Here is a 24,974-nt window from a genome sequence, read left to right as displayed (position 1 = left end):
CTGTCTCTGGCGGCGGTTGCGAGCATCCTAGTCGCGCCCAATGGCGCTGTCAACGCGCTTGGGGCGCCCGGCGCGCGCGGCGGGCCGAGGGCGACGAGCCGCGTCGGCCGCGGCGCCCGGCCGTCCCTCGGCCACACGGTGTCATGCTGATAGTGCACAGGTGTGCGGCTCACCGTTGACACTTGGCCGGATATGCCGTTACGCTTCGGCCGTTATCCGGGGAAGCTCGCCCCGGCGTGACGCTGGGTTCGGCGAAAGGACTATATGGCAACGACGGTAGACGAGGTCCGCGCAAGCCTCAAGGAGCACGACGTCAACTTCCTACGCCTTCAGTTCTCCGACATCCTCGGGCAGATCAAGAACGTGGAGGTGCCGCGCTCGCAGTTCGAGAAGGCCCTCGACGGCGAGATCATGTTCGACGGCTCCTCGATCCAGGGCTTCGCCCGCATCGAGGAGTCCGACATGCTCCTCAAGCCGGACTTCGACACGTTCCTGGTCCTGCCGGCCGCGATGGAGGGACCGGGCCGCGGCACCGTCGCGCGCCTCATCTGCGACATCACGCTCCCGGACGGCTCGCCGTTCCCGGGCGACCCGCGCTACGTGCTCAAGCGCCAGATCGAGAGGCTGCGGTCGCTGGGCTACGACGACTTCTACGTCGGACCAGAGCCCGAGTTCTTCCTCTTCCAGCGCGGCGAGGGCGGCGTGCCGACCACCACGACCACCGACGCCGCCGGCTACTTCGACCTCGCGCCCGTGGACCGCGGCGAGGACGCCAGGCGCGACATGGTCAACGCGCTCGTCGACATGGGCTTCGAGATCGAGGCCGCCCACCACGAGGTCGCGCCGGGCCAGCACGAGATCGACTTCAAGTACGCGCCCGCCGTCACCACCGCCGACAACATCCTCACGTTCCGCACCGTGGTCAAGCGCATCGCCATGAACCACGGCCTGCACGCCACGTTCATGCCGAAGCCCGTGCAGGGCATCAACGGCTCCGGCATGCACTGCCACATGAGCGTGTTCAAGGACGGCAAGAACGCGTTCTACGACGAAGGCGGGCGCCACCAGCTCTCCACGGTCATGGAGCACTGGATCGCCGGCGTGCTCGAGCACGCCACGGCCGTCGTGGCCGTGACGAACCCGACGGTGAACTCGTACAAGCGCCTCACGCCCGGCTTCGAAGCGCCCACGAACATCGCCTGGTCGGTGTCGAACCGCAGCGCGATGATCCGCGTCCCGGCGCGCCGCGGCAACAGCACGCGCGCCGAGCTGCGCATGCCCGACCCGTCGTGCAACCCGTACCTGGCGCTGGCGGCGATCTGCGCGGCCGGGATCGACGGCCTCGAGCGGCAGCTCGTGCCGCCGCCGCCGGTGAACCGGAACATCTACCACATGAGCGTGCGCGACCGCAGGCGGCACAAGATCCGCGAGCTGCCCATGACGCTGCGCGAGGCGATGGGCAACCTCAAGCGCGACAAGGTCGTCGTCGAGGCGCTCGGCGAGCACGTCTTCAAGCAGTACGTGGCGGCGAAGACCCTCGAGTACGACGACTACAGGATCGCCGTGCACGCTTGGGAGCTGAACCGGTACCTGGCAGAATACTGAGCGTGGAGAGGGGCACGCCGGCGCCGCGCGCGCGGGGCTTCCGCGCCGTCGGCGTGGACCCGGGGCTCGCTCACCTGGGACTGGGAGCCGTCGAGGAGGCGCGCCCGGACGCGCGCCTCCTCGGCTCGCGCCTGGTCACGACCAGCGCCAGGCTGCCCGCCTCGGCGCGCCTGCGCGCGCTCAGGGACGAGGTCATGGCCTTCCTCGCCGAGCACCGGCCGGACGCCGTCGTGCTCGAGTCCCAGTTCTTCCACCGCCAGAAGGCGACGTCGTTCAAGGTCGGACAGGCGTACGGCGTCGTGCTGCTCTGCGCCGCCGACCTGGGCCTGCCCGTGCACGAGTACGGTCCCCTCGAGGTCAAGCAGGCGCTGGTCGGCACCGGCCGCGCCGACAAGGGGCAGGTCGCCTACATGGTCCGCGCGCTGCTGCGTCTGCCGCGGCGGCCGGCCAGCGACCACGAGGCCGACGCCCTGGCGCTCGCCCTCACGCACCTGCAGAGCCGCCGCCTCGCCGCCGTGAGCGGGCGCGCCTCTTAGCCGCCGCCCGCGCCGGCGCGTCGCCGGGGGCGCGGCGCCGCGGCGCGGGGGGAGCCGCCGCCGCGGTCGGCAGCGCCTCGAGCCTCACGTCGAGGTAGACGACGGCCTCGAACGGACGCAGCTCCACGCGCCAGCCGCCGAGGAGGTCTTCCCTCGTCCACGACGCGGCGTCGCCGTGTGGGTGGCGGCGCGCGACGAGGCGCTCGCCGTCCCGCGGCAGCGGCAGCCCCAGCGCCTCCCACGCCGGCCCGGCGGGCGCGACCAGCGTGCCGGCGACCGGCTCATCGGAGTGGTTGAAGGCGACGAGAGCCGCCCCGCGGCCCTCGCGGGAAGCGAAGCAGTGGGCGTGCACGCGCTCGAGCTCCGCGCCGCCCGCGCCCAGCACCCGCAGGAGCGTCAGGCCGTCGGCCGCGGCGAAGCGCTCGCGTTCCCTCAGGAGGGGAGCGAGCTCGCGCCGGTGCCGCTCCCTGAAGTCGGTGTCGGGTCGCTCGCCCATGCGCGGCGCCGCGAACTCCATGCCGTACGACTCCTCCAGCCCCTCGGCCTGGCCGTGACCGAACAGCGGCGTGCCGGGCAGCGTGCACAGCAGCGTGGCGAGCCCGAAGTAGCGGTCGCCGGCGCCGAACGCGGCGCGGGCGCTCGGCTCGTCCGGCGTGGTCAGGTAGTTCACGTAGCGCTCGAGCACGCGGGGGTCGCGCCGCAGCACGTCCCGCAGGTGGCGGCGCAGCTCGCCGTCGCGGCGGGACGCCAGGAGCCGCATGAAGGCGCTGTTGTAGGCGCGGTGCATGCCGAGGCGCCCGACGAACGCCTCCTCCAGCAGCCAGAACGCCTCGGCGATCAGCATCGTGCCGGGGGCGCGCTCCTCGACCGCCTCCACGACCTCGGCCCAGAACTCGCCGGGCAGGAGGGTGTCGAACGCCTCCTCCCCGCGCGCCAGCGCGCTGCGCGACGGCACGGCGCCGCCCTCGCCGGGGCGCGGGTGCCACAGGCGCCTGACGTGGTCCCGCACCAGCGTCATGGCCGCGTCGAAGCGCAGCACCGGGAAGCGGCGCGCGGCCGCCACGACCGTGTCGACGACGGCGCGCCTGGCCTCGGGGTTCAGGAAGTCGACCTGGGCCGTGTCGTTCCACGGCAGGCCGGTGCCGTCGTTGCCGTGGTAGAGGTACCGCCGCTCGCCCGTGGCGCGGTCCAGGCGCTCGAAGACGACGGCCGCGTCGCGGCCCGTCAGGTAGCCGTCCTCGATGCGCACGGCGAACGGCCGGCCGGGACTCAGGTCCGGCCCCGTGAACGAGTAGGCGGGGAACGGCGGCTCCTCGGCCTGCACGAACCAGTCGGGGTGCTCCTCGACCCAGCGCGAGTCGATCGCCGTGTGGTTCGCCACCAGGTCCGCTGCCAGCCTGATCCCATGACGCGCGGCCCTCTCGCGCAGGCGCGCCAGCGCCTCCTCGCCGCCGAGCGCGTCGGCCACGACGTGGTCGTGCACGGCGTAGGCGCTGCCGAGGTCGGCCCGCAGGCCCTGGAGCCGCTTGACCGCGCGGGAGGCCGCGCTGCGCTCCCACACGCCGACGAGCCAGAGGGTGTCGAAGCCGTCGGCGGCCAGGTCGGCGAGGGCTTCTTCCGGCACCTCGTCGAGGCGCGTGACGCTCACGCCGTGCCAGGCCGACAGCTGCGCCAGCCACACCGGGAGGACCTTCGCGACGATCCGCGCCGAGCGCATCCACGGCTCCTCGCGCGCGTAGCGCGGCTCGCCCCGCGGGCCGGCGGCGCGCTGCCAGGCCGGCGGCGGGCCGGGCGGACCGCCGGCGCCGGGCGCGCGCCGCTCCTCCTCGCGCAGCTGGTCGAGCGCGCGCAGCGCCCGCCTCACCAGCTCCCCGGCGCCCGGCCCGAGCACGTGGCGCCACAGCGCCAGCGCGGCCTCGAGGCGCGCGGCCAGCGAGGTCGGGTGCAGGCGCCGGGGCAGCGTCAGGAGGTCCAGCAGGCTCGCTGCGCCCGCCGACGCGATGACGGCGGCGGCCGCAGGCCCGCCCGGCGCCTGGGCCCCCTGCCCGCCCGCGTCGGGGCCGGGGAGGGCGGGCGCGTCCGTGGCGGCGAGCCCGGTGTGGAGCGCCGTCCAGGCGGGCTCCAGAACGGACCTGGACCCTCCGGGGTCGAACAGGGCGGCCAGCGGGGCGAGAGCGGCGTCGTCGGCGGCCAGTCCGAGGAGGGCCAGCTCCTCGGCGAGCTCCGCGGGGTCGCCTCCGTGCCCGGGCACCTGGTAGACGCTGCCGAAGGCCGCGAGCGCCGCGTCGGCGCCGCCCTCCCCCAGGCGCCGCCGCAGCTCGCCCAGCGCGGCGTCCCGCCACGGCGCCGTGGCGAGCACGGCGTGCATCAGCTCGTGCAGCACGACGGACGCGGCGACGAGGGCGGCGGAGGCGCCCTCACCGGCCCCGCCCTCGGACCTCAGCGCCGCGGCGATGCGCGCCGCGGACGCGGCGTCGACGCGCAGCAGCCGTCCGCCGAGGCCGAAGGAGTCCGCGGGCACGGCGTAGCGCTCGCGCGACGCCCTGGTGACGTGCAGGCGGCGGCGGAGGTCGCGCGGCACCGCCGGCGACAGCGGCACCTCGAGCGTACCGGCCTGCGCCGAGCGCGCGCCCCGGTCCGCGACGGCGACGCGGCGCAGGGTGGCGGTCGGCGGGTCGGTGCCCATGCGGCATAGGGTAGGCTTTCACCCGCGTGGGCAGGAGGTCTTCGGGCGGAGCGAGGGGGCCGTGGCGGGCGGCGCGCGCGGCGTCGCTGGCGCTGCTGCTGGCGGCCTGCGCCGGCGAGCTGGCCGCCCCGGGCGAGGCCCTGCGCTTCCTCGCCCCCGACGTGCCCGAGGCGATCGTGAACGAGCCCTACCGCGCCCCCGTGCACGCCGTCGGCGGCCTGCGGCCGTACGAGTTCCGCCTCGAGGGCGGCGCGCTGCCTCCCGGGATCGAGCTCGTCGGCGGCGTGCTCCAGGGCACGCCCACCGAGGTCGGCACCTACGAGTTCACGCTCGTCGTCTCCGACGCCGACCTCTCCTCGACGTTCCAGGAGTTCGTGCTGCGCGTCGTCCAGCCCCCGCCGCCGGCGCTCTCGTTCGCCCCGCCCGACACCGAGGTCAGGGGCAGCGTGACGCTGCGCGCCCGCCTGGGCGCCGCCCGCGCGCTGCAGGGCCTGTCGACGCTCGTCACCTGGGACGCCGGCGCCTTCGCCCTGGTCGAGGACAGCGTGCGCCCGTCGCGGGACGACGTGGCGCTGTTCACCGATGTCGGCCCGGGACGCCTGCAGGTCGACCTGGCGGCGCTCGGCGGGACCGTCTCGGGCGAGGCGGAGCTGTTCCGCTTCGAGCTCGTGCCGCTGGCGCCCCCCGCCGTGCTCAGGCTCACGAGCATCACCGAGTTCGCCTCCCGCCGCGGCGGCGGCCTCGTCAGGGAGACGGCCGAGCTCACCGAGGGCGGCACGCCGCGGCCCCGGCAGCCCGCGGAGCCGGGCGAGGGCGAGGGCCTCCTGTGAGGCCGCGCAGGGGACGGACCACGCGGGTGCTCGCCTCGTGGAGCGGTCGTACGAGCCTCCGCGGTGCGCGCGTCAGGGGCGCACGGGCCCGCGGCGCGCTCCTCGGCGCCCTGGCGCTGCTCCTGGGCACGCCCGGCACCGCGCTCGCCACCACGTACGTGGCCCTGACGCCCTACGAGGTCCTCGACCTCGCCGACGCCGTGCTCACGGCCAGGGTCGCCGACGTGACGACCCGCGCCGACGACGCGGGGGTGTGGACCGTCGTGACGCTCGAGGTGCGCGAGTGGCTCACCGACGACCCGGAGGCCGGCGAGGACGAGGCGCCGCGCGAGGAGGTCGTGATCGAGGTCCTGGGCGGCGAGGCGGAGGGCAGGCGCCTGATCGTGCCGGGCAGCCCGGCCTGGCGCCCCGGCGACGAGGTACTCGTGGCGCTACACGCCGCGGCGGGCCTGGCGTCGCCGGTCGTCGGCTTCGCCCAGGGCCTGTGGCGCGAGGACGGGGCGGGCCTCGTCGACGCCCAGGGGCGCTTCCTGGGGCTCGACCCCGCCGGCGCCCTCGTGCGCGCGGAAGGCCCCACGGCGGTGGAGTCCGTGCTCGAGGTCGTGCGCCGGGCCCTGGCCGGCGAGGCCCCGCCGCCGGCTGACGCGGCTCCGCCCGCGGGCGAGCCCGGCGGCGACGGGCCCGACGCGCCGCCTGGAGAGGAAGGCGGACGGCCCGCGCCGCCCGGGGAGGAGGGCGGGGCCGAGCCCGCGCCGCCCGGCGAGGAGGGCGGGGCCGAGCCCGCGCCGCCCGAAGAGGAGGTCGGCGAGGCGTCCGAGGCCGAGCCGGCCCCGCCGGCGCCCGCGGCACGGGTGGAGGCCGCGTACGCGGTCGACGACGCGGGGGGCCCGCTGCTGCTGTCCGACAGGCTCGCGGCGGCCGCCGCGGCCTGGGAGGAGCTCGCGCCGGACACCGTGGAGGTGTCGCGGAGCCCCGACGCCGACCACGCCTTCGCCTACGGGGACCCGGCCCTGTTCGGCCCGGCCGTGCTCACCCTCACGCTCGCCGAGGGGCGCGAGGTCCGCGTGCTGGTGCGCCCGGAGGAGCACGAGCTCCTGGCCGCCGCGCTGCGGCACGAGGTGGGCGCCCTCCTCGGCCTGCCGCCCACGCCCAGCGGCGTGATGGCGATGGCGTTGACCGACCCGGCGGCGCTGCCCGGCGAGGCCGAGCTGGCCGAGCTGGCGGCGCTGACGTCCTTCGACCCCGCCGACCTCGACCGCGACGGGGTCGTCGGCTTCGGCGACCTGCTCGAGCTGGCGGCGGCCTACGGCCAGGCCGGCGTCAACGTGCGCGGGGACCTCGACGGCGACGGCGACGTCGACGACGACGACGTCGCGGTCCTGAGGCGGTCGTACCGCTTCACCGCGCCCGCCGGCGCCCCGTCGCCGGACGAGGAGGGAGGCGGCGCCCGGGAGGGCGCGGGTCCCGAGCCGCAGGGAGAGCCCGAGCCCGAGCAGCCGGGCGGGCCGGAGGGACCCGACCAGCCCGAAGGACCCGACGAGCCCGACGAGCCGGACGGACCCGACGAGCCGGGCGAACCCGGCGACGACCCTGGCGGAGCGCCCTAGGCCTCGCCGGGCCTCGCCGGAGAAGGCAGCAGGGCCTCGATCGCCCGGGCCAGCTCGAGGTCGCGCGCCGTGACCCCGCCGGCGTCGTGGCTGCGCAGCTCGAGCCTCACGCGGGAGTAGGAGCAGTGGAAGTCGGGGTGGTGGCCCCGCTTCTCGGCGAGCAGGGCCACGCGCGTCAGGAACGCGAAGGCCGCGGAGAAGCCGTCGAACGAGAGCTCCTTGGTCAGGGCCGCCGCGCCGGCGCTCCAGCCGGGCAGCCCCGCCAGGGCCTCGCGCACCTCTTCGTCTGTCATGGCCTGCGGCATGGGGCGTCTCCCCTCCGCCGCGACGCTCAGACGGCCGTCGAGAAGAGCCTCGCCTTGGCCAGGTGGAGGACGGCCAGGTCGGTGTCGCCGCGGACGAAGAGCAGGGTACCCGCGCCGAGGGGCGCGATCAGGTAGTCGGTGAACGACCCCAGCACCTGCCCTGGCAGCATCGCCACGAGGCTCTCCTGGGAGCCGCGGGTCCGCCCGCGGTACTGGCGCACCGTGATCTTCTGCCCCGCCAGCTCCACGGTGAGCGGCTCTCCCGTGAGCGAGTGGAACGACTGCTCGTCGGCCTGGGCCCGCTCCAGCGCCCCCTCGACGTCGCCGGGGTCGAGCGTCACGGCGTCCATGATCTTGTCGACGAGCGCCGCGACCGTGGCGTTGTCGAGGTCGACGCCCGTGGCGCGCGCCGCGCCCCGCAGCAGCCCCGTGAGCGCCTGGCGCCTGTCGGGGGCGCGCGACGAGATGTGGTTGGCACGGTTGAGGGCCTGCACGACGAGCTCCTGGGGCTCCCCCCTGACCGTGTTGGCGATGACCTTCGCGACGGTGAGCAGGTCCTCGCGCCTGGGGCTCGTCAGCACGTGGAGGACCACGAGCGCCTCGGCGAGGCGCAGCGCCAGGCTGCGCCCCTCGTCGCGCAGGCGCAGGTGGACGTAATCGCCCTCGCGGAAGACCGCGAGGCGCTCGCGGCCGAGCTGCACGACGGAGGCGCCGGTGAGGCTCACCTCCTGGTCGTCGACGAACAGCACGCGCGAGGCGCCCGCGCCGGAGAACGCGAAGTCGTGGCCGCCCATCGACAGGCGCACCGGGCCCACCAGGCGCACGGTGATCTCCGTCGTCGCCGGGCTGATGTGCTCGACGCGCAGCGCCGGGTTCACGCCGAAGAGCACGCCGCCGCCGAGCTGCGGCCCGCTGGCGCGCCCGCCCACGGAGGTCGGCAGGTAGTCGGCCAGGCGCTCGAAGAACGTGTGGACGACGTCCTGGAGCATGGCCGCGTCGCGGTGGAACATCATGCGCTCGTTCCGCTCCATCGCCAGCGCCTCGCCCAGGCGCCTCTCGAGCTCGCGGCGCTGCACGGCCTTCTGCTCCTCGGGCAGCATCTCCCTGTTCAGCTCCTGTATCGCCAGGCGCAGCTGGCGGCTGCTCGGCAGGCGCGGGTCGATCGGCGAGTTGCGCCCGGCGTAGGGGTCGGCCGCCACGGCCAGCGCCGCCTGCCTGACGTACTGCAGCGCCTGCGACTCGGGCACGGCGACCTCGGGGAGCGGGCCGCCCTCCTTGCCGATCGTCATGATCAGGTTGATGAGGTCGCGGGCGATCTCGGCCAGGGAGTCGACGTCGGAGAGCGAGACGAGCGGGTCGGCCAGCGACGGGATCGGCTCGACGACCTTGAAGCCGCGCAGGCTGGAGTCGCGGACGAACGCCTCCCTGAGGACGTTGCGCTTGAGGTTCTGCAGGGTGGCGTAGGCGATGCGGGCGGCGTAGCGGTCGCGCTGGGAGCGCCAGCTGGCCGCGAGCTGCTGCACGAAGCCGTCGAGCTCGTCCCACCACACCCGCCGCGCCAGGCGCTGCAGCACCGCGTGCTCCTCGCGCTCCTCGGGCGTGTCCGGCGGCCGGGCCGGCGCCTCGTCCTCGGCGAGCTCCACGTCCGGCTCGGTGCCCAGGAAGAGCGTGTCGATGTCCAGCGCCCTGCCTGGCCCCGGGTCCTTGGCGCCGCCCGCCGCCTGCAGCGCCGCCGTCACCTGGTCGAGGCGCGCGCGCTGCTCCGAGGTGAGGCGCTCGCGCTCGCGGGTGACGAGCTCGAGCAGGTCCCACATCGTCTTGACGCCCCCGCGGACGCTCCGCTTGGCGACGTACTCCTCCACCTTGTACTCGAGGAGCTCGAGCGCGAGGGCTTCGACCTGGCCCATCGCGGCCATCCTAACCAGGCGCCTTCACGGGCCGCTCAGGAGTTCCTCACGACAGCCCCGCGAGCGCCCAGCCGACGCGGGCCACGACCTCGTCGACCTGCGCCTCCTCGATCACCAGCGGCGGCAGGAAGCGCAGGGTGTGGCTGCCGCCCGACGTCGTGACGACCCCGGCCTCGAGGAGCGCCGACACCAGCGGCGCCACCGGCGTGCGGAGCTCCATCCCCACCATCAGCCCGCGCCCGCGGACCTCGACGACCCTGGGGTCGCCGAGGGCGCGCAGGCCCGCCATCAGCCTCTCGCCCAGCCGGGAGGCGCGGCCCATGAGGTCGCGCTCCCTGATCTCCTCGAGGACGGCCAGGCCCGCCGCGGCCGACAGCGGGTTGCCGCCGAAGGTCGTGCCGTGCCCGCCGGGCGGCATGGCCGCCGCCACCGCGGCGGTCATGACCGTCGCGCCGATCGGCACGCCGCCGGCCAGGCCCTTGGCCAGCGTGACGACGTCGGGCTCCACGCCGGACGGCTCGGAGGCGAGGAACGTGCCGGTGCGGCCGACACCGCTCTGGATCTCGTCGAGCACGAGGAGGGCGCCGCGCTCCCTGGTCAGCTCGCGGGCCAGGCGCAGGTACGACTCCGGCGCGGGCCGGATGCCGCTCTCGCCCTGGATGGGCTCGATGACCACGGCGGCCGTCTCCTCGGTGACCGCCGCCGCCAGCTCGTCCTCGTCGCCGAGCGTCACGAACGTCACGGTGGGCTCGCCGCGCTCGAACGGCTCGCGGTACTTGGGCTCCCAGGTGAGGGGCAGCACGCCCAACGTGCGGCCGGAGAAGCCGCGCCTCATGGCCACGAAGCGCGAGCGGCCCGTGGCGACGCGCGCCCACTTCAGCGCCGCCTCGTTGGCCTCGGCGCCGGAGTTCGACAGGAAGACGCGCTCGAGGGGCGGGCGCAGGAACGTGAACAGCTCTTCGAGGAAGCGCGCGCGCACGTCGCTGCCGAGGTTCTGGGGGCAGACGATCAGGCGGGCCGCCTGCTCCGCGACTGCCGCGGCCAGCCTCTGGTTGCCGTGGCCGACGCTGGCGACGCCGATGCCGGCCAGGCAGTCGATGTACTCCCTGCCGTCGGCGTCGTAGAGCAGCGCGCCTTCGCCGCGCACGAACGCGACCCGAGGGTGCCACAGGCCGGGGGCGTGGCGCTCCAGCCTCTCGAGGACCGCGGCGTTCCCTCCCGCGACCGCCGTCACGTCAGTGGACATACCGGTCTACCTTTCCGCTCACGGGCCGACGGCCACCAGGCACAGCGGGTGCTCGTCGCGCCCGTCGACCTTCAGGAGCTCCGCGAGCTCGTCGTCGTAGAAGTCCGTCAGCAGACGCGTGGCCAGGCCCATGGCGCCGGCGGCGAGCGCGACGCTCTGCGCCGCCGCGCCGGCGTCCAGGTAGAGGTAGCGGTAGCTGCGCCCGCCGTCGGCCGCCCGGTGCCTGTCAGGGACGCCGGTGAAGCAGAGCAGCGCCGCCTGCGCCGTCAGGTCGACGTCGGTGAGGAGCGCCTCCGCCAGCGCCGGCAGCGGGTCCCCGACGCTGAGGTGCGCCAGGCTGTGCTCGCGCGGGTCGTAGTGGTAGACGCCGGCGAGCAGGTTGCGCACCTGGAGCGCGAGGACGTAGACCTCGACCGACGAGACGCCCTGAGCGCTGGCCGGCACGCGCTCGCCGCCCATCGTGAAGCCGGCCGCCGCCCACAGGAGCTGCGAGAGCTGCGCGTCCTTGATGCGTCCGCCCTCGGCCTCGCCGCGGGCCGAGGACATCGCGGTCCACACGCCGGTGCCGCCCTTGAGGTGCGGCTGCGGCAGCTTGGCGATCTCCTTGGGGTTGGCGTAGACCTTGAACGCGGGCGCGACGCGGCCGCGCGCCGCGGGGAGCTGGCCGCGCCGGAACTTGGTCTGGGACTGGAACTCCGCGCCGATCGAGCGCGGCTTGCGGCTGCTCACGGCTCGCTCCCTCGCGGAGTCTACCATCGGCCCCAGCGGGCGCCCCGGCGGCGCTATGCTCTCCCGAGGAACGGTGCGAGGCGCGTGACGACGACGAACCCCCCAACCGACGAGGCGGCAGCGCTGAGGACCGGCCCGCGGGACACCGTCACCGTGGTGCGCGCGCGCTTCGCCGAGAGCGACCAGATGGGCGTCGTCCACCACTCGGTCTACCCCGTCTGGTTCGAGGCCGGGCGCGTCGAGTGGATGCGCGAGCGCGGCCTCTCCTACCGCGAGATGGAGGCGTCGGGCCTCTCGCTCGCCGTGTCGCGGCTCGAGGTCGTCTACCGCAGCGCCGTCCGCTTCGACGACGAGGTGGCGGTGGTGTCCACCATGGTCGACGCGCGCAGCCGGCGCGTGGCCTTCGACTACAGGCTCCATAGGCTCCCGGGCGGCGAGCTCGTCGCCACGGGCAGGACCGAGCACGTGCCGACCGACAGGAGCGGGCGCGCCGTGCGCATGCCGGACAGGTGGCTAGCCAGCCTGGCGAGGGCGGCCTGAGGAGGGTTCATGACTGAGACGGTAGCGAGGGCCCGCTCGGCCCAGGCGAAGCTCGTGGGCACGGCGCTGACCTTCGACGACGTGCTGCTGGTGCCGGCCCGCAGCGCGGTCCTGCCGCGCGACGTCGACCTCGGCACGCGCTTCACCCCGGGCGTGCGCCTCAACGTGCCGCTCGTCTCCGCCGCCATGGACACCGTCACCGAGACGAGCATGGCGATCGCCATGGCCCGCAACGGCGGCATCGGCGTGATCCACAAGAAGATGCCGGTGGAGGCCCAGGCCGAGATGGTGCGCAAGGTCAAGCGCTCGGAGTCGGGGATGATCGTCGACCCGATCACCCTGGGCAAGGGCGCGACGGTCGGCGACGCCCACCGCCTGATGCGCGAGTACCGCATCAGCGGCGTGCCGATCGTCGAGGAGGACGGCCGCCTCGCCGGCATACTCACGAACCGCGACCTGCGCTTCGAGGACGACATGGGCCGCAACGTCACCGAGCTCATGACCTCGGAGGGGCTGATCACCGTGCCGGTGGGCACGACCCTGGTGGAGGCCAGGGAGGTGCTGAGGCGGCACAAGGTCGAGAAGCTGCTGGTCGTCGACGACGACGGCCGGCTGCGCGGTCTCATCACGATCAAGGACATCAACAAGGCCGTCGAGTACCCGCACGCGGCGAAGGACGCGCTCGGGCGCCTGCGCGTCGCGGCGGCGGTGGGCGTCGCCGCCGACCTCGAGGCCCGCGCCGCGGCGCTGGTCGAGGCCGGGGTCGACGTGCTGGTGCTCGACTCCGCCCACGGACACAGCCAGGGCGTCCTCGACGCCCTCTCCTACCTGAAGGAGTCGTACGCGGTCGAGGTCGTGGCCGGCAACGTCGCCACGGCGGAGGCGGCCGCCGACCTCGTCGAGCGCGGCGCCGACGGCGTGAAGGTGGGCGTCGGCCCCGGCTCGATCTGCACGACCCGGGTCGTCACCGGCGTCGGCATGCCGCAGCTCTCGGCGATCCTCGCGGTCGCCGACGTCACGCGCGGCGCCGGGGTCACGCTGATCGCCGACGGCGGCGTGAAGTACTCGGGCGACATCGCCAAGGCGTTGGCCGCCGGGGCCGACAGCGTGATGATGGGCTCGCTCCTGGCCGGCACGACCGAGGCGCCCGGCGAGGAGGTACTGCGCGACGGCCGACGCTACAAGGCCTACCGCGGCATGGGGAGCCTCGGCGCGATGGCCGGCGGCAGCGCCGACCGCTACTTCCAGGACGGCGCCAAGGGCCGAGAGAAGCTGGTGCCCGAGGGCATCGAGGGCATCGTCGCCTACAAGGGACCCGTGAGGGACGTGCTCTACCAGCTCGCCGGCGGGCTGCGCTCCGCCATGGGGTACTGCGGCGCGCCCGACATGGAGGCGTTCCGCGAGGGCGCGCGCTTCGTGCAGATCACGCAGGCCAGCCTCGTCGAGTCGCATCCGCACGACGTCACGATCACCGCCGACGCCCCGAACTACTCGGTCAGCCGCTGACGCGGCGGCGCCCGTCACAGGCGCAGCTCGTGGTCCCCCGACTCGCCCACCTGCTCCAGCAGCCGGAGCAGCGGCCCGAGGCCGAACTTCAGCGCGTGGCTGTAGGGCGAGAGCACGCGCTCGGCCGGCTGGCCGAGCGGCAGGAGGTGGGCGCGCAGGCGCTCGAACTGCCGCCTCGTCTCGGCGTCGCGGCGCGCCAGCGCCGCCGCCGTCTTGCCGCGCAGGCGCTCCAGCGTCGCCTCCAGGTGCCGTCGGCCGCGCTTGACGGTGCCGCGCAGCGTGGGGTCCACGCCGTCCACGTGGGCCAGCAGCTCCTCGAACGACGCCTCTAGGTCCTTGGTCGCGCGGTTGAACGCGCCGGCGGCGCCGTGCCGCGCGAGCAGCACCCGCTCCAGCTCGCCGTCGGGGTCGGCGCGCAGGCGGGCCGCGGTGAGGCCGTGCACGTCGAGCAGGCGCGCCGCCGCCGGCTCGATCACGGTCACCGTGGCCCGCGGCCACGCCAGCGGCATGGGCACGCCGTGCAGCTCGTAGACGCCGCGGAGCTGCGCCACGTAGGCGAGCTCGCCGGGGCCCAGCACCGCGACGGCGGTGGGCAGCAGAGCGTCCTGCACCACGGGACGCAGGCCGGCCGCGGGCGTCACCGACGTGGGGTCCTCGCGCAGACGCGCCAGCACGTCGCGCTTCGTCAGGCGGATGCCGCCCGCCACGAAGCCGCCGTTCTCGGCCCGCAGCAGCTGCCGCTGCGGCAGGCCGCCCGCGCCCGGCAGCTCGACGAACAGGTTCGTGGCGCCCTCGGCCCGGCCGAGCTGCGGCGCGTACCCCAGCCGCCGCAGGCGCTTCCCGGCCTCGTTCACGCGGGCGGGGCCCTCGAGGGGGTCGTCGAGCTCCCGCTCCAGCACGCCCGCGAAGAGGCTCGCCACGGCCGGCTCCAGCGGGTCGACGATCACGATGCCCGTGCCCGCGAGCAGCCGGTAGAGCTGCGCCGCGAACCAGTCCGCGAAGCCGCGCGCGACCGCCGCCGTCTCGCGCAGGAGCGACACGACCTCCCCCTCGCACGGCGGGCGCGGCGTGTGCTGGCCCAGCGACGCGGCGATGGCCGCCTCCATGTCGCCGGTGAGCGGTATGCGGCCCACGGCCACGCCCTCCGGCAGGCGCACCTCCACGCGCCGCAGCGTCTCCGACGCGTCGAGGAGGTAGGCGTGGTCGACCTCGGCGACGTCGTGGTCCTGGCTGGCCACCCAGAACACCGGCACCACGGGGCGGTCCTCGGTGTCCAGCCGCTCCGCCAGCCTCACCGCCGTCAGCGCCTTCGCGAGCGTGTACAGGGGGCCCGTGAGGAGGCCAGCCTGCTGCCCGGTGACGACGGCCATCGCCCGCGGGTGCGCCAGCCTCTCCAGGCTGCGCAGCGACTCCTCCGGCGCGCCCAGGCGCTGAGCGTGCGGCCTCACCGCCGCGGCGAGCGCCGCCCGGTCGACCTCGCGGCGCAGGCCCAGCGCCGCGCCGACGTCGCCCGGCGCGAGCTGGAAGAAGGGCTCTAGGCCCCCTGCGAGGTAGGCGGTCCGGAGGTCGGGAGGTCGCATGTCCTGTCGCACGGAGCACTCTACCGGGACGCGCCGGGCGCGCGGGTCGCGCCATGCGTCCGTCACGTCAACGGCCGGCGCGGCAGTGGTAGAGTCCCCGTGCTCGGCGCCCCAGGCGTCGACCCGACGTCCCGTCCGGGGGGAGGACGCCTGCCGCCTTCCGCGGGCGGGCCGGCCCGAGGCAACATGCAGATCCACACAGACCTGGCACCCGCTGGACCCTACGACGACGTCGTCGTACTCATCGACGTGCTCCGCACGGGCACCCTGGCGCCGATGCTCCTCGACCTCGGCCTCGAGCGCTTCGCCCTCACCGGCTCGGTGCGCCGGGCGCGGCAGGAGGCCGACGCCGACCCGGCGGTCCTGCTCATGGGCGAGCGCGGCGGCTTCCCGCCCGAGCGCTTCAACCACGGCACGTCGCCGGCCGCGCTGCGCCGCCTCGACGTGAGGGGCCGGTCGGCGGTGATCCTCACCGAGAACGCCCCCAGGGCCCTCGCCGTCGTCTCGACCGCCCCCGCCGTCGTGCTCGCCTCGCTGCTCAACGCGCGCGCCGCCGCCGAGCTGGCCGCCAGCCGCTCGCGCGGCAAGGTCTACCTCGTATGCTCCGGCTTCGCCGGCGAGCCGGACCTCGACGACGCGCTGGCGGCGGGGCTCATCGCCGGGCTCCTGCGTTCCGTCACGGGCGACGGCGCCGCCCACACCGGGGCCACCGCCCTGGCCGTGGCCATGCTGCGCTCCTACCCCGACCCCATCGAGGCGCTCTGGCACTCGTCGGTGGGCAACTACCTGCGCGCCCTGGGCAGCGACCAGGACCTGGGCCTGGCCGGCGCCGCCTCGCTCTCCCCCACCGCGCCGCTCCTCACGGCGGTGGAGACGGGCGGCGTCGCGCCCCTCTACCGCTTCGCGCGGCCGGAGCCCGCCTAAGCAGGGTGCGCCACTACGTCCTCGGCCTGCCCCTGGACGCCCTCGCGCTCGACGAAGCGGCCGCCTGGGTCCTGGACGCGCTGCGGCGCGGGCGGGCGGAGGGCGAGCCGGGGCGCCTCGTCGTGACCCTGAACCCCGAGATCGTCGTGCGCTCGCGCCGCGACGAGGCGTTGGCGCAGGCGATACGGCGCGCCGACCTCGTCGTCGCCGACGGCGTGGGCGTGGCCTGGGCGGCCCGCCGCCAGGGCATCGCGCTGCCCGGCCGCGTGCCCGGCGTCGACCTCGTGCAGCGCGTGCTCGAGCTGGGCGGCGGCGAGGTGACCGTCTTCCTCCTGGGCGCGCGGCCCGGCGTGGCCGAGGCCGCCGGACGCGAGGTCGCGAGGCGCTACGGGACGCGGGTGGCGGGCGCCCACCACGGCTACTTCGGCGGCCCGGAGGAGACGGCGGCCGTCGTGCGAGCCGTGCGCGAGAGCGGCGCCGGGCTGCTGCTCGCCGGCCTGGGCGAGCGCCAGGAGACCTTCCTGCACCGCCACGCCGCGGAGCTGGGCGCGGCCGTGATGATGGGTGTGGGCGGCACCCTCGACGTCCTCGCCGGCCACGCGCGGCGCATGCCGCGCTGGACGTCGCGCCTGGGGCTCGAGTGGCTGTTCCGCGTCGCGCTCGACCCGAGGCGGTGGCGGCGCGCGCCGCGCCTGTGGCGGTTCGCCCTGCTCGTCCTGCGTCGCCGGGGCTGAGGGAGCCGGTCTCCGCCGGGTCCTAGGCCAGCGCCGCGTCGGCCTCGGCGACGGTCGCCGGCGCCCCCTGCGGCTTGCCGGCGGGGTAGCGTCCGCTGAAGCAGGCGAGGCAGACGTCGGGCAGCCCCAGGGCGCGCCTCAGGCCTTCCTCGCCCAAGTAGGCGAGCGACGTGGCACCGATGCGCAGCCCGATCTCCTCGACGCTCAGGGTGGCGGCGGCGAGCTCCTGCCGGGCGGCGGTGTCGATGCCGTAGTAGCACGGGTAGCGGATCGGCGGGCTCGAGACGCGGAAGTGCACCTCGGTAGCGCCGGCCTCGAAGAGCAGCCTCACGATGCGGCCCGAGGTCGTGCCCCTGACGATCGAGTCGTCGACGAGCACGACGCGCTTGCCGGCCACGGCGGTCGTGGCGGCCAGCTTCAGCCTCACCTTCTGGTCCCTGAGGTGCTGGGTGGGGTTGATGAACGAGCGCCCGGCGTAGGGCGAGCGGTAGAGGCCGATGTCGTAGGGCACACCGCTGGCCCGCGCGTAGCCCAGCGCCGCCGCCAGGCCCGACTCCGGCACGCCGACGACCACGTCGGCGTCGACCGGCGCCTCCCGCGCCAGCTCCTCGCCCATGCGCACCCGCGCCTCGTGGACCGACACCCCGCCGAGTACCGAGTCGCCGCGCGCGAAGTAGATCCACTCGAAGGAGCAGGGGGTCGGGCGGGGCGCGAGCACCTGCTCGGCGCGCAGGCCGCCGTCGCCGGCCACGACCATCTCGCCCGGACGCACGTCGCGGACGTACTCGGCGCCCACGACGTGGAGGGCCGCCGGCTCGGAGGCGAACGCCCAGCCGCCTCCCGCCAGCGCGCCGATCACGAGGGGCCGCACGCCGTTGCGGTCGCGCAGGCCGATCAGCCGGCGCTGGTCCATGAGGACCACCGAGAAGCCGCCCTCTAGCTCGGTCATCGCCATCGCCGTGGCCCTGGGCAGGTCGAGCCGCGAGTAGCGGGCGATGAGGTTGAGCATGACCTCCGAGTCGTTCGTGGTCTGGAACACCGCGCCGCCCGCTAGCATCGCGTCCCTCAGCTCGCGGGCGTTCGTGAAGTTGCCGTTGTGGGAGAGCGCCAGCACGCCCTTGTTCGACCTCACGGTCAGCGGCTGCGCGTTGAAGAGGAGGCTCGAGCCCGTCGTCGAGTAGCGGGTGTGCGCGACGCCGACGCGGGCGCCGGGCAGGGCGAGCTTCGCCAGGCGCTCCTCGGTGAACACCTGGGTGACGAGGCCCATGCCCTTCTCGATGCGCACCTCTTCGCCGTCGGTGACGCAGATGCCGCACGACTCCTGGCCGCGGTGCTGCAGGGCGAAGAGGCCGAGCTGGCAGAGCGTCGCCAGGTCCGGCGCCGCCTCGCCCGCGGCGGAGGCGGGCCGGTACACGCCGAAGACGCCGCACTCCTCGCGCGGCTTGTCGCCCTCGAGCGGGAGCGCCTCCCAGGGGTCCACGTCTCAGCCTAGCGCTTCCGCGAACGTGCGACCCCAGGCCGCGGCGACGTCGGCCAGGGGGAGCGAGACGACGGGCGCGGCGTCGCCGCGCACGCTCAGGGTCAGGGCGTCGCCGCCCGCGTGCCCCAGCCGCGCGGACGGCACGCCCGCCGCGGCGCAGGCGGACTCGACGGCGGCGACCCGCCCCGGCTCCACGGCCACGACCACGCGGGCGGACGACTCGCCGAAGAGAGCGACGTCGCGCGCGAGCGCCCCCGTTCCCGCGTCCGGCACCTCGGCGGAGAGGCCGCGCCCGCCCGTCACGGCCATCTCGGCGAGGCACACGGCCAGGCCTCCCGTCGAGACGTCGTGGGCGGTGTCGACGACGCCGTCCGCGACGAGCGCTCGCACCACGGACTGCAGGGCGGCCTCGCCCTCCAGGTCGAGGTGGGGCGGCGCGCCGGCCTCGAGGCCGTGGAGGCGGTAGAGGTACTCGCTGGCGCCGACGCTCGGTCGTCCGGCGCCGAGCAGCAGCAGGGCGTCGCCGTCGCGCTTGAGCTCCTGGGTGGCGCGCCTCGTGACGTCGCGCAGGACGCCGACCATGCCGATCGTGGGCGTGGGGTGCACGGCGCGCACCCTCCCGTCCTCGACGTACTGGTTGTAGAGGCTGACGTTGCCGCCGGTGACGGGAGTGCCCAGGGCGAGGCACGCCTCGCGGATGCCCTCCACGGATCGCTCGAGCTGGAAGTAGACGTGCGGGTCCGTGGGGTTGCCGAAGTTCAGGTTGTCGGTCACGCCCACGGGCTCGGCGCCGACGCAGCTCAGGTTGCGCGCGGCCTCGGCCACGGCGTGCGCGGCCCCCAGGCGGGGGTCGAGGCGGGTGTAGCGCGAGTCGCAGTCGACGGTGGCGGCGACGCCGAGCGTGGTGCCCTTGACGCGCAGCACGGCGGCGTCGGCCCGCCCCGGCAGCACCACCGTGTTCGTCATGACCTGGTGGTCGTAGCGGCGGAAGACGGGCTCCTTGCTGGCGATCGCCGGGGCGGCGAGCAGCGCGAGCAGCGCGGCGCCGGGGTCGGCGACGGGCGCGAGGCCCGTGAGGTCGCGCTCGCGCGCCGCCCGCACCGCCGGGTCCTCGACGCCCTCGCGCACGTAGGTGGGCGGCTCGTTCAGTGCCCTGACCGGCAGCGCGGCGACGACGCGTCCGTCGTCGATCACGCGCAGCTCGCCGTGGTCCCGCACGACGCCCACCTCCACGGCGTCGAGGCCGTAGCGGGCGAACAGCTCCCTCAGCTCCTCCTCGCGCCCGGGGCGGGCGGCGAGCATCATCCGCTCCTGCGACTCGGAGAGCATGACCTCGAGCGGGGTCATGCCCTCCTCGCGGCGCGGCACGCGGTCGACGTGGAGGTCCACGCCGCGGCCGGACCGGTGCGCCATCTCGGCGACGCTCGAGGACAGGCCGGCGGCGCCCATGTCCTGCACGCCGGCCACCAGGTCCCGCTCCATCGCCTCGAGGCAGGCCTCGAGCAGCAGCTTCTCGAGGAACGGGTCGCCCACCTGCACGGCGGGCCTGTCGGCCTCAGAGGCCTCGGAGAGGTCGGCGGAGGCGAACACGGCCCCGCCGAGCCCGTCGCGCCCCGTCTTGGAGCCGACGTAGTAGAGCCTGTTGCCGACCTCGCCGACGGTGCCGCGCCTCAGCGCGTCGCGGCGCAGCAGGCCCACGGCCATGACGTTGACGAGGGGGTTCTCCTCGTAGCAGGGGTTGACCTCGAGCTCGCCGCCCACGGTCGGCACCCCCACGGCGTTGCCGTAGGAGGAGATGCCGGCCACCACGCCGGCGAGCAGGTGGCGGCTGCGCGGCGAGGTGAGCTCGCCGAAGCGCAGCGAGTCGAGGACGGCCACCGGGCGGGCGCCCATGGCGAAGATGTCGCGCAGGATCCCACCCACGCCCGTCGCCGCCCCCTGCACCGGCTCGACGGCGGAGGGGTGGTTGTGGCTCTCCATCTTGAAGGCGACGGCCCAGCCCTCGCCGATGTCGACGACGCCGGCGTTCTCCCCCGGCCCCTGGACCACGCGCTCGCCCACCGTGGGCAGGCGCCCGAGCAGCGGCCGCGAGTTCTTGTAGCCGCAGTGCTCGCTCCACAGGGCGCCGAAGACGCCCGCCTCCGTGACGTTGGGCTCGCGCCCCAGCGCGGCGACGACGCGGTCGTACTCCTCTGGCGTCAGGCCGAACTCGGCGGACCTGTCGCGCAGCGAGGCCCGCGTCGAGGAGGCCGTCACGCCGCCGCCGCCAGCACCGCGTCGAGGAGCGAGCCGAGCACGAGCCTGCCGTCCTCGTAGCCGAGGAGCGGCTCGACCGCGCGCTCGGGGTGCGGCATCATGCCCATGACGTTCCCCGCCTCGTTGACGACGCCGGCTATCGACCGGGACGAGCCGTTCACGTTCGCCTCCGGCGTCACGGCGCCGCCGGCGTCGCAGTAGCGGAAGGCGACCCGCCCCTCGCCCTCGAGCCGGTCGAGGGTCTCGTCGTCGGCGTAGTAGGCCCCCTCTCCGTGCGCGATGGGCAGGCGCAGCACCTGCCCCGGGGCGAGGCGGCTCGTGAACGGCGCGGACGCGCGCTCGACGCGGAGGTGGACGTCGCGGCACTCGAACCCCAGCGAGCGGTTGCGCGCGAGCTGGCCGGGGAGCAGCCCGGCCTCGGTCAGGACCTGGAAGCCGTTGCAGATGCCGAGGACGGGCCCGCCGCGGCGGGCGAAGCCGGCCACGGCGCGCATCACGGGGCTGTGGGCGGCCAGCGCGCCGCCCCTCAGGTAGTCGCCGAAGCTGAAGCCGCCGGGCAGGACCACGGCCAGGTAGCCGGACAGGTCGGTCTCGTCGTGCCACACGACGCGGCAGGGCGCGCCCAGCACCTCCTTGATGGCGTGGTGGGCGTCGGCGTCGCAGTTGCTGCCGGGGAAGCTGACGACAGCTATGGCCTCGCTCAAGTGCCGTTCCCAACGCTGCGGCGTGCCGCCGACTAGGGTCGGGCGCGCTTGGCACGCCCGCTGCCCAGAGGCTAACATGCGGGACGGGCCTGCCGAGATGGCGGAACGGTAGACGCAGTTGACTCAAAATCAACCGGGGAGACCCGTGCGGGTTCGAGTCCCGCTCTCGGCACCATCCTGCCGGCCGCGTCGCCCGGTGCCCGTCCGCGAGAGCCCGAGCGCGGCCTGCCGCGAGGGATCAGGCCGACGCCGCTGGAGGCGAGATGTTCTGGATCGTGCTCGTAGTCTTCGTGATCGTGTCGGCCATGCTGACCGTCGTCGTCCTCATGCAGGAGCCGAAGCAGTCCGGGCTGGGCGACGCCCTCGGCGGCGGGGGCGCCGAGTTCGGCACGCTGGGCGGCACGGCCGGCGGCCTGCACCGCATCACCATCTACCTGGCGTGCATCTGGGCCGCGCTGGCCATCCTCATGCAGGTGATCCCCCGCTGACCGCGTCCGGGCGGACGGGGGAAGCGCGCGGCCGGCCCCGCGGGGCCGGCCGCTCCTCGTGGCGCGCCCTGCCGCGCCGCGCGCCGTGGGGACGGGGACGGCCGCGGGGCGGCCTCAGGACCCCTTCAGACCCGCTTAAGTACCGACCACATCGCGTTGACGCTGTTTTACCCCGGTGATAGATTCGCCGCAGTGGGTAACCGGGACAGCGTGCACCCACGAGGTGGCGGCGTCGAGCTCACCGCCTCGTCGAGGCGCCGTAACGGCGCCGCCGGCGGACGGCCGTGCGGCAAGCCTTGCGGGCGCGGCGACGAACGGGTACCTTAGGCCGTCGCTACGACATCGGTGGATGTGAACGGTAGGAGGAACCTGAAGCGTCCGCCACTCCTGGAGGTAGCATGAAGAAGCTGGTACTCGCCCTAGCCGCGCTGATCTTCGCGGCGTCCGCGTACGCCCAGCCGTTCGTCTGGCCGAGCGCGTGGTCAAGCGCGACGCCCGAGGAAGCGGTCCGTGGCGGCACCTTGCGCGACTACATGATCGGCGACCCGCGCACGTTCAACCCCATCACGTCGGCCGAGTCCACGTCCCTGACCACCGTGATCTTCGACAGCAGCGCGCTGCTCATCACGCGCGGGCCCGACTCCGACGAGTGGGTCCCCTACGCCGCCGAGTCGTTCACGATCAGCGAGGACGGCAGGACCGTCGACGTGACGCTGCGCGACGGCATCCTGTGGTCCGACGGCACGCCGGTCACCGTCCAGGACTACTACACGACCTACCTGCTGGAGAGCGACCCCGATGTCGGCTCGAACGGCTACGACAGCTGGTTCATCGGCGACGACCAGATCACGCTGGAGATCACGGGCGAGAAGTCGCTGCGCTTCCACTTCCCGCGCCCCGACCGCCTGGCGCTGCCCGTCGTGGCGATGGCGCCCACGCCCGACAAGATCTTCGGCGAGGCCTACCGCACCGGCGGCGCCGAGGCCGTGCAGGCGCTGTGGGGCACCGACGTCGACCTCTCGACGACCATCTGGACCAGCCCGTTCATCCCCGTGAGCTACACCCCCGGTGAGCGCGTCGTCCTCGAGGCCAACCCGACGTTCGGCGAGTGGAACGTCGACGAGGCCGGCAACCCGCTGCCCTACCTCGACGGCTACACGCTGACGATCGCCGACCAGGACGCGGCCCTCAACCTGTTCCTGGCGGGCGAGCTCGACGTCTACTCCCCGCGCAACCTCGACGACATCGGCGTGATCAACGTGGCGATCGACAACGGTGACATCGACGCCGTCGTCCTCGAGGCCGTCGCGCCCGTCGCGTCCAGCCAGTTCATCGTCTTCAACTGGAACATGGCGTCCAACCCGCAGCTCGAGGCGGTGTTCCGCAACGTGAACTTCCGCCGCGCCATGGCCCACCTCCTCGACCGCGAGACGATGATCGAGCTGATCTTCAACGGCGTCGGCACGCCCCAGTACACGAGCGTCTACCCGATCAACACGTACTGGGTGAACGACGACGTCGAGAAGTACCCGTACGACCCCGAGCGCGCGGCCCAGCTGCTCGCCGAGATCGGCTTCGACCAGAAGAACGCCGACGGCGTCCTCGTGAACGACGAGGGCTTCCCGCTCAGCTTCACGCTGGCCACCAACGCCGGCAACACCACGCGCGAGCAGATGATCCAGATCTTCGCGGACAGCGCCCGCCAGATCGGCGTCGACGTCCAGCTCACGCCCATCGACTTCAACCTGCTCGTCGAGCAGCTCACCTCCGAGGGCGACGACCGCCCCTGGCAGGCCATCCTCATCGGCCTCACCGGCGGCTCGCGCGACTGGCCGTTCGGCGTGAACGTCGTGCCCTGCGGGACGAACCTGCACATGTACAACACCTCGGGCGGATGCCTCTCCCCGCAGGAGACGCTGATGACCGAGCTGTTCTACAGGGGCCGCTCCGAGCTCGACACCGAGGCCGCCCGCGAGATCGGCCTCGAGATCCAGCGCGTCGAGGCCGAGCTGGTGCCGATCCTCTACACGGCCAACCAGATGAGCAACTACGCCTGGAACGCCAGCCTCCGCGGCGAGCACCGCGAGGGCCAGATCAACGCCCTCGTCGGCTCCCGCGAGCTGCCACTGACGTTCTTCGGGGACTGATAGCGAGGTGACGGTCGGTCGGCGGGCGGCTCGCACGGGTCGCCCGCCGACCGCCGCGACGAAGGTGCCTATCTTCGAGCGACCGCGGACGGGCGACGTCCCCAGCTATCTCGGCCCGGATCGGCCGATGGCCGCCGCGGAGACCGCAGGAGCCTGAACAGTGTTTATCTTCATCGTCCGCCGGTTCATCCAGATGGTCCCCACCTTCATCGGGGCCACGATGCTGGCGTTCCTCATCAGCCAGCTGGTGCCGGGGGACTTCCTGGCCCGCAAGGAGCTGGAGCCGAACGTGAGGCCGGAGACGATCGAGCGCATGCGCTCGCAGTTCGGCCTCGACAAGCCCATCCACGTGCAGTACGTGCGCTGGATGTCGAACCTCGTGAAGGGGAACCTCGGCCAGAGCTTCGTGTCCAACCAGCCGGTGATGGACAGGATCGCGCGGCCCATGCGCAACTCGATGTACCTGGCCATCGTCGCGATCCTCATGCTCTGGGTCGTGAGCATCCCCATGGGCGTCTACTCGGCCGTGCGCCAGTACTCCCTGGGCGACCAGGTCGTCAGCGTCTTCGCCTACTTCGGCCTGGCGATCCCGAACTTCTTCTTCGCGCAGGTGCTGATCCTCGGCCTCTTCCTGATCAGGGCGTTCACCCGCGACAACTTCGGCTACAACGAGATGCTCCTGCCCGTCGCCGGCATGACGTCTTCGAACTTCGACAGGCTGAACGCCTGGCAGCAGCTCAAGGACGTGGCCTGGCACCTGATCCTGCCGTCGTTCGTCGTGGCCACGTCGGGCATGGCGGGCTTCACGCGCGTGCTCAGGGCCCAGATGATCGAGTACCTGGGGTCCGACTTCATCCGCACCGCGCGCGCCAAGGGCATCGGGCAGCGCGGCGTGACCTACAAGCACGCGCTGCGGCCCTCCATCATCCCGTTCGTCGCCGGCATCGGCGGCCTGCTGCCCAGCCTCGTCGGCGGCGCCGGCCTCGTCGAGGTCGTGATGTCCTACCCCGGCATCACGCCGACGTTCCTCGACGCCCTCAACAACCAGGACATCTACGTCGTGCTCGGGCTCTTGGTGATCACGACGATCCTGCTGATGATCGGCAACCTCATCTCCGACCTGCTCCTGGCCGCGGTGGACCCGCGGATCAGGTACGGCTGAGG

The 24,974-nt window shown here is 74.2% G+C and carries 20 protein-coding genes and 1 tRNA gene; 12 read left to right on the top strand and 9 right to left on the bottom strand.

The genetic code is table 11. The features are described 5' to 3' along the window. Positions 1–264: 264 nt before the first annotated feature. Entirely contained in the window at positions 265–1,605 is a 1,341-nt protein-coding gene (gene glnA, locus VF202_04035) for a type I glutamate--ammonia ligase (protein ID HEX7039267.1), read from the top strand. A 2-nt stretch (positions 1,606–1,607) separates the two neighbouring features. Continuing rightward, positions 1,608–2,141, top strand: coding sequence for a crossover junction endodeoxyribonuclease RuvC (locus tag VF202_04030; GenBank protein ID HEX7039266.1), 534 nt, complete (start codon positions 1,608–1,610; stop codon positions 2,139–2,141). On the opposite strand, the gene VF202_04025 is transcribed toward VF202_04030, so the two are convergent. Beyond that, complete coding sequence (locus tag VF202_04025) at positions 2,089–4,827, bottom strand: hypothetical protein (protein ID HEX7039265.1); 2,739 nt, start codon at positions 4,825–4,827, stop codon at positions 2,089–2,091. The two genes, VF202_04030 and VF202_04025, sit on opposite strands and share 53 nt — an antisense overlap. A gap of 26 nt (positions 4,828–4,853) precedes the next feature. Between VF202_04025 and VF202_04020 the strand changes: the two genes are divergently transcribed. Both VF202_04020 and VF202_04015 read left to right on the top strand, forming a co-directional pair. Next, on the top strand, positions 4,854–5,657 hold the full coding sequence (locus VF202_04020; protein ID HEX7039264.1) for an Ig domain-containing protein: 804 nt from the start codon (positions 4,854–4,856) through the stop codon (positions 5,655–5,657). Continuing rightward, a complete protein-coding gene (locus tag VF202_04015; protein HEX7039263.1) occupies positions 5,654–7,264 on the top strand; it encodes a hypothetical protein in 1,611 nt (536 codons plus the stop codon). Before VF202_04020 ends, VF202_04015 begins: the two co-directional genes overlap by 4 nt. On the opposite strand, the gene VF202_04010 is transcribed toward VF202_04015, so the two are convergent. Genes VF202_04010 through VF202_03995 form a run of 4 tightly spaced genes read right to left on the bottom strand, consistent with a single transcriptional unit; the run spans position 7,261 to position 11,451 of the window. Then, a complete protein-coding gene (locus VF202_04010; protein ID HEX7039262.1) occupies positions 7,261–7,569 on the bottom strand; it encodes a 4a-hydroxytetrahydrobiopterin dehydratase in 309 nt (102 codons plus the stop codon). The two genes, VF202_04015 and VF202_04010, sit on opposite strands and share 4 nt — an antisense overlap. 26 nt (positions 7,570–7,595) lie before the next feature. Then, complete coding sequence (locus VF202_04005) at positions 7,596–9,476, bottom strand: hypothetical protein (GenBank protein HEX7039261.1); 1,881 nt, start codon at positions 9,474–9,476, stop codon at positions 7,596–7,598. A gap of 46 nt (positions 9,477–9,522) precedes the next feature. Beyond that, positions 9,523–10,722, bottom strand: a complete 1,200-nt coding sequence (locus tag VF202_04000; GenBank protein ID HEX7039260.1) for an aminotransferase class III-fold pyridoxal phosphate-dependent enzyme — start codon at positions 10,720–10,722, stop codon at positions 9,523–9,525. 18 nt (positions 10,723–10,740) lie between these two features. Then, on the bottom strand, positions 10,741–11,451 hold the full coding sequence (locus VF202_03995; protein ID HEX7039259.1) for a SagB/ThcOx family dehydrogenase: 711 nt from the start codon (positions 11,449–11,451) through the stop codon (positions 10,741–10,743). Positions 11,452–11,535: 84 nt separating this feature from the next. Here VF202_03995 and VF202_03990 point away from each other — a divergent pair, with 84 nt between their 5' ends. Together VF202_03990 and guaB are read left to right on the top strand one after the other, a co-directional pair. Further along, a complete protein-coding gene (locus VF202_03990) occupies positions 11,536–11,991 on the top strand; it encodes a thioesterase family protein (protein HEX7039258.1) in 456 nt (151 codons plus the stop codon). A 9-nt stretch (positions 11,992–12,000) separates the two neighbouring features. Continuing rightward, positions 12,001–13,497: an IMP dehydrogenase gene (gene guaB / locus VF202_03985; protein ID HEX7039257.1), complete on the top strand. Its 1,497-nt coding sequence runs from the start codon at positions 12,001–12,003 to the stop codon at positions 13,495–13,497. Positions 13,498–13,511: 14 nt separating this feature from the next. Here guaB and bshC read toward each other — a convergent pair whose 3' ends face one another. Continuing rightward, positions 13,512–15,089 (bottom strand): bacillithiol biosynthesis cysteine-adding enzyme BshC, encoded by a 1,578-nt coding sequence (bshC, locus tag VF202_03980; protein ID HEX7039256.1) that lies wholly within the window; start codon positions 15,087–15,089, stop codon positions 13,512–13,514. Between the two features lie 174 nt (positions 15,090–15,263). Between bshC and VF202_03975 the strand changes: the two genes are divergently transcribed. Further along, positions 15,264–16,001: a 2-phosphosulfolactate phosphatase gene (locus tag VF202_03975; protein HEX7039255.1), complete on the top strand. Its 738-nt coding sequence runs from the start codon at positions 15,264–15,266 to the stop codon at positions 15,999–16,001. Between the two features lie 5 nt (positions 16,002–16,006). Further along, on the top strand, positions 16,007–16,735 hold the full coding sequence (locus tag VF202_03970; protein ID HEX7039254.1) for a WecB/TagA/CpsF family glycosyltransferase: 729 nt from the start codon (positions 16,007–16,009) through the stop codon (positions 16,733–16,735). 22 nt (positions 16,736–16,757) lie between these two features. On the opposite strand, the gene purF is transcribed toward VF202_03970, so the two are convergent. From purF to purQ, 3 genes are read right to left on the bottom strand one after another with little or no spacing between them, the layout of a single operon-like run. After that, the gene (gene purF, locus VF202_03965) at positions 16,758–18,215 is read right to left on the bottom strand and encodes an amidophosphoribosyltransferase (GenBank protein HEX7039253.1); all 1,458 of its coding nucleotides are present in this window, start codon (positions 18,213–18,215) and stop codon (positions 16,758–16,760) included. 3 nt (positions 18,216–18,218) lie between these two features. Then, the gene (gene purL, locus VF202_03960; GenBank protein HEX7039252.1) at positions 18,219–20,471 is read right to left on the bottom strand and encodes a phosphoribosylformylglycinamidine synthase subunit PurL; all 2,253 of its coding nucleotides are present in this window, start codon (positions 20,469–20,471) and stop codon (positions 18,219–18,221) included. After that, on the bottom strand, positions 20,468–21,175 hold the full coding sequence (gene purQ, locus VF202_03955; GenBank protein ID HEX7039251.1) for a phosphoribosylformylglycinamidine synthase subunit PurQ: 708 nt from the start codon (positions 21,173–21,175) through the stop codon (positions 20,468–20,470). Before purQ ends, purL begins: the two co-directional genes overlap by 4 nt. A 91-nt stretch (positions 21,176–21,266) precedes the next feature. Between purQ and VF202_03950 the strand changes: the two genes are divergently transcribed. From VF202_03950 to VF202_03935, 4 genes are all read left to right on the top strand, one after another. After that, positions 21,267–21,350: transfer RNA gene (locus tag VF202_03950), tRNA-Leu, on the top strand. 88 nt (positions 21,351–21,438) lie between these two features. After that, entirely contained in the window at positions 21,439–21,663 is a 225-nt protein-coding gene (secG, locus tag VF202_03945; protein HEX7039250.1) for a preprotein translocase subunit SecG, read from the top strand. A 398-nt stretch (positions 21,664–22,061) separates the two neighbouring features. Next, complete coding sequence (locus tag VF202_03940) at positions 22,062–23,810, top strand: ABC transporter substrate-binding protein (protein HEX7039249.1); 1,749 nt, start codon at positions 22,062–22,064, stop codon at positions 23,808–23,810. Between the two features lie 160 nt (positions 23,811–23,970). Further along, complete coding sequence (locus VF202_03935) at positions 23,971–24,972, top strand: ABC transporter permease (GenBank protein HEX7039248.1); 1,002 nt, start codon at positions 23,971–23,973, stop codon at positions 24,970–24,972. The last annotated feature ends 2 nt before the right edge of the window (positions 24,973–24,974 follow it).

The organism is Trueperaceae bacterium, assembly GCA_036381035.1.
Taxonomy (GTDB): domain Bacteria; phylum Deinococcota; class Deinococci; order Deinococcales; family Trueperaceae; genus DASRWD01.
This window is presented reverse-complemented; position numbering and strand designations above follow the sequence as displayed.

Excerpts from the sequence above, each read along its gene's own strand:
- guaB (HEX7039257.1), top strand. The coding sequence starts at position 12,001 with ATGACTGAGACGGTAGCGAGGGCCCGCTCGGCCCAGGCGAAGCTCGTG.
- secG (HEX7039250.1), top strand. The coding sequence starts at position 21,439 with ATGTTCTGGATCGTGCTCGTAGTCTTCGTGATCGTGTCGGCCATGCTG.
- VF202_03975 (HEX7039255.1), top strand. The coding sequence starts at position 15,264 with ATGCAGATCCACACAGACCTGGCACCCGCTGGACCCTACGACGACGTC.
- VF202_04005 (HEX7039261.1), bottom strand. The coding sequence starts at position 9,476 with ATGGGCCAGGTCGAAGCCCTCGCGCTCGAGCTCCTCGAGTACAAGGTG.
- VF202_04010 (HEX7039262.1), bottom strand. The coding sequence starts at position 7,569 with ATGCCGCAGGCCATGACAGACGAAGAGGTGCGCGAGGCCCTGGCGGGG.
- VF202_03940 (HEX7039249.1), top strand. The coding sequence starts at position 22,062 with ATGAAGAAGCTGGTACTCGCCCTAGCCGCGCTGATCTTCGCGGCGTCC.
- glnA (HEX7039267.1), top strand. The coding sequence starts at position 265 with ATGGCAACGACGGTAGACGAGGTCCGCGCAAGCCTCAAGGAGCACGAC.
- VF202_04000 (HEX7039260.1), bottom strand. The coding sequence starts at position 10,722 with ATGTCCACTGACGTGACGGCGGTCGCGGGAGGGAACGCCGCGGTCCTC.
- VF202_04025 (HEX7039265.1), bottom strand. The coding sequence starts at position 4,827 with ATGGGCACCGACCCGCCGACCGCCACCCTGCGCCGCGTCGCCGTCGCG.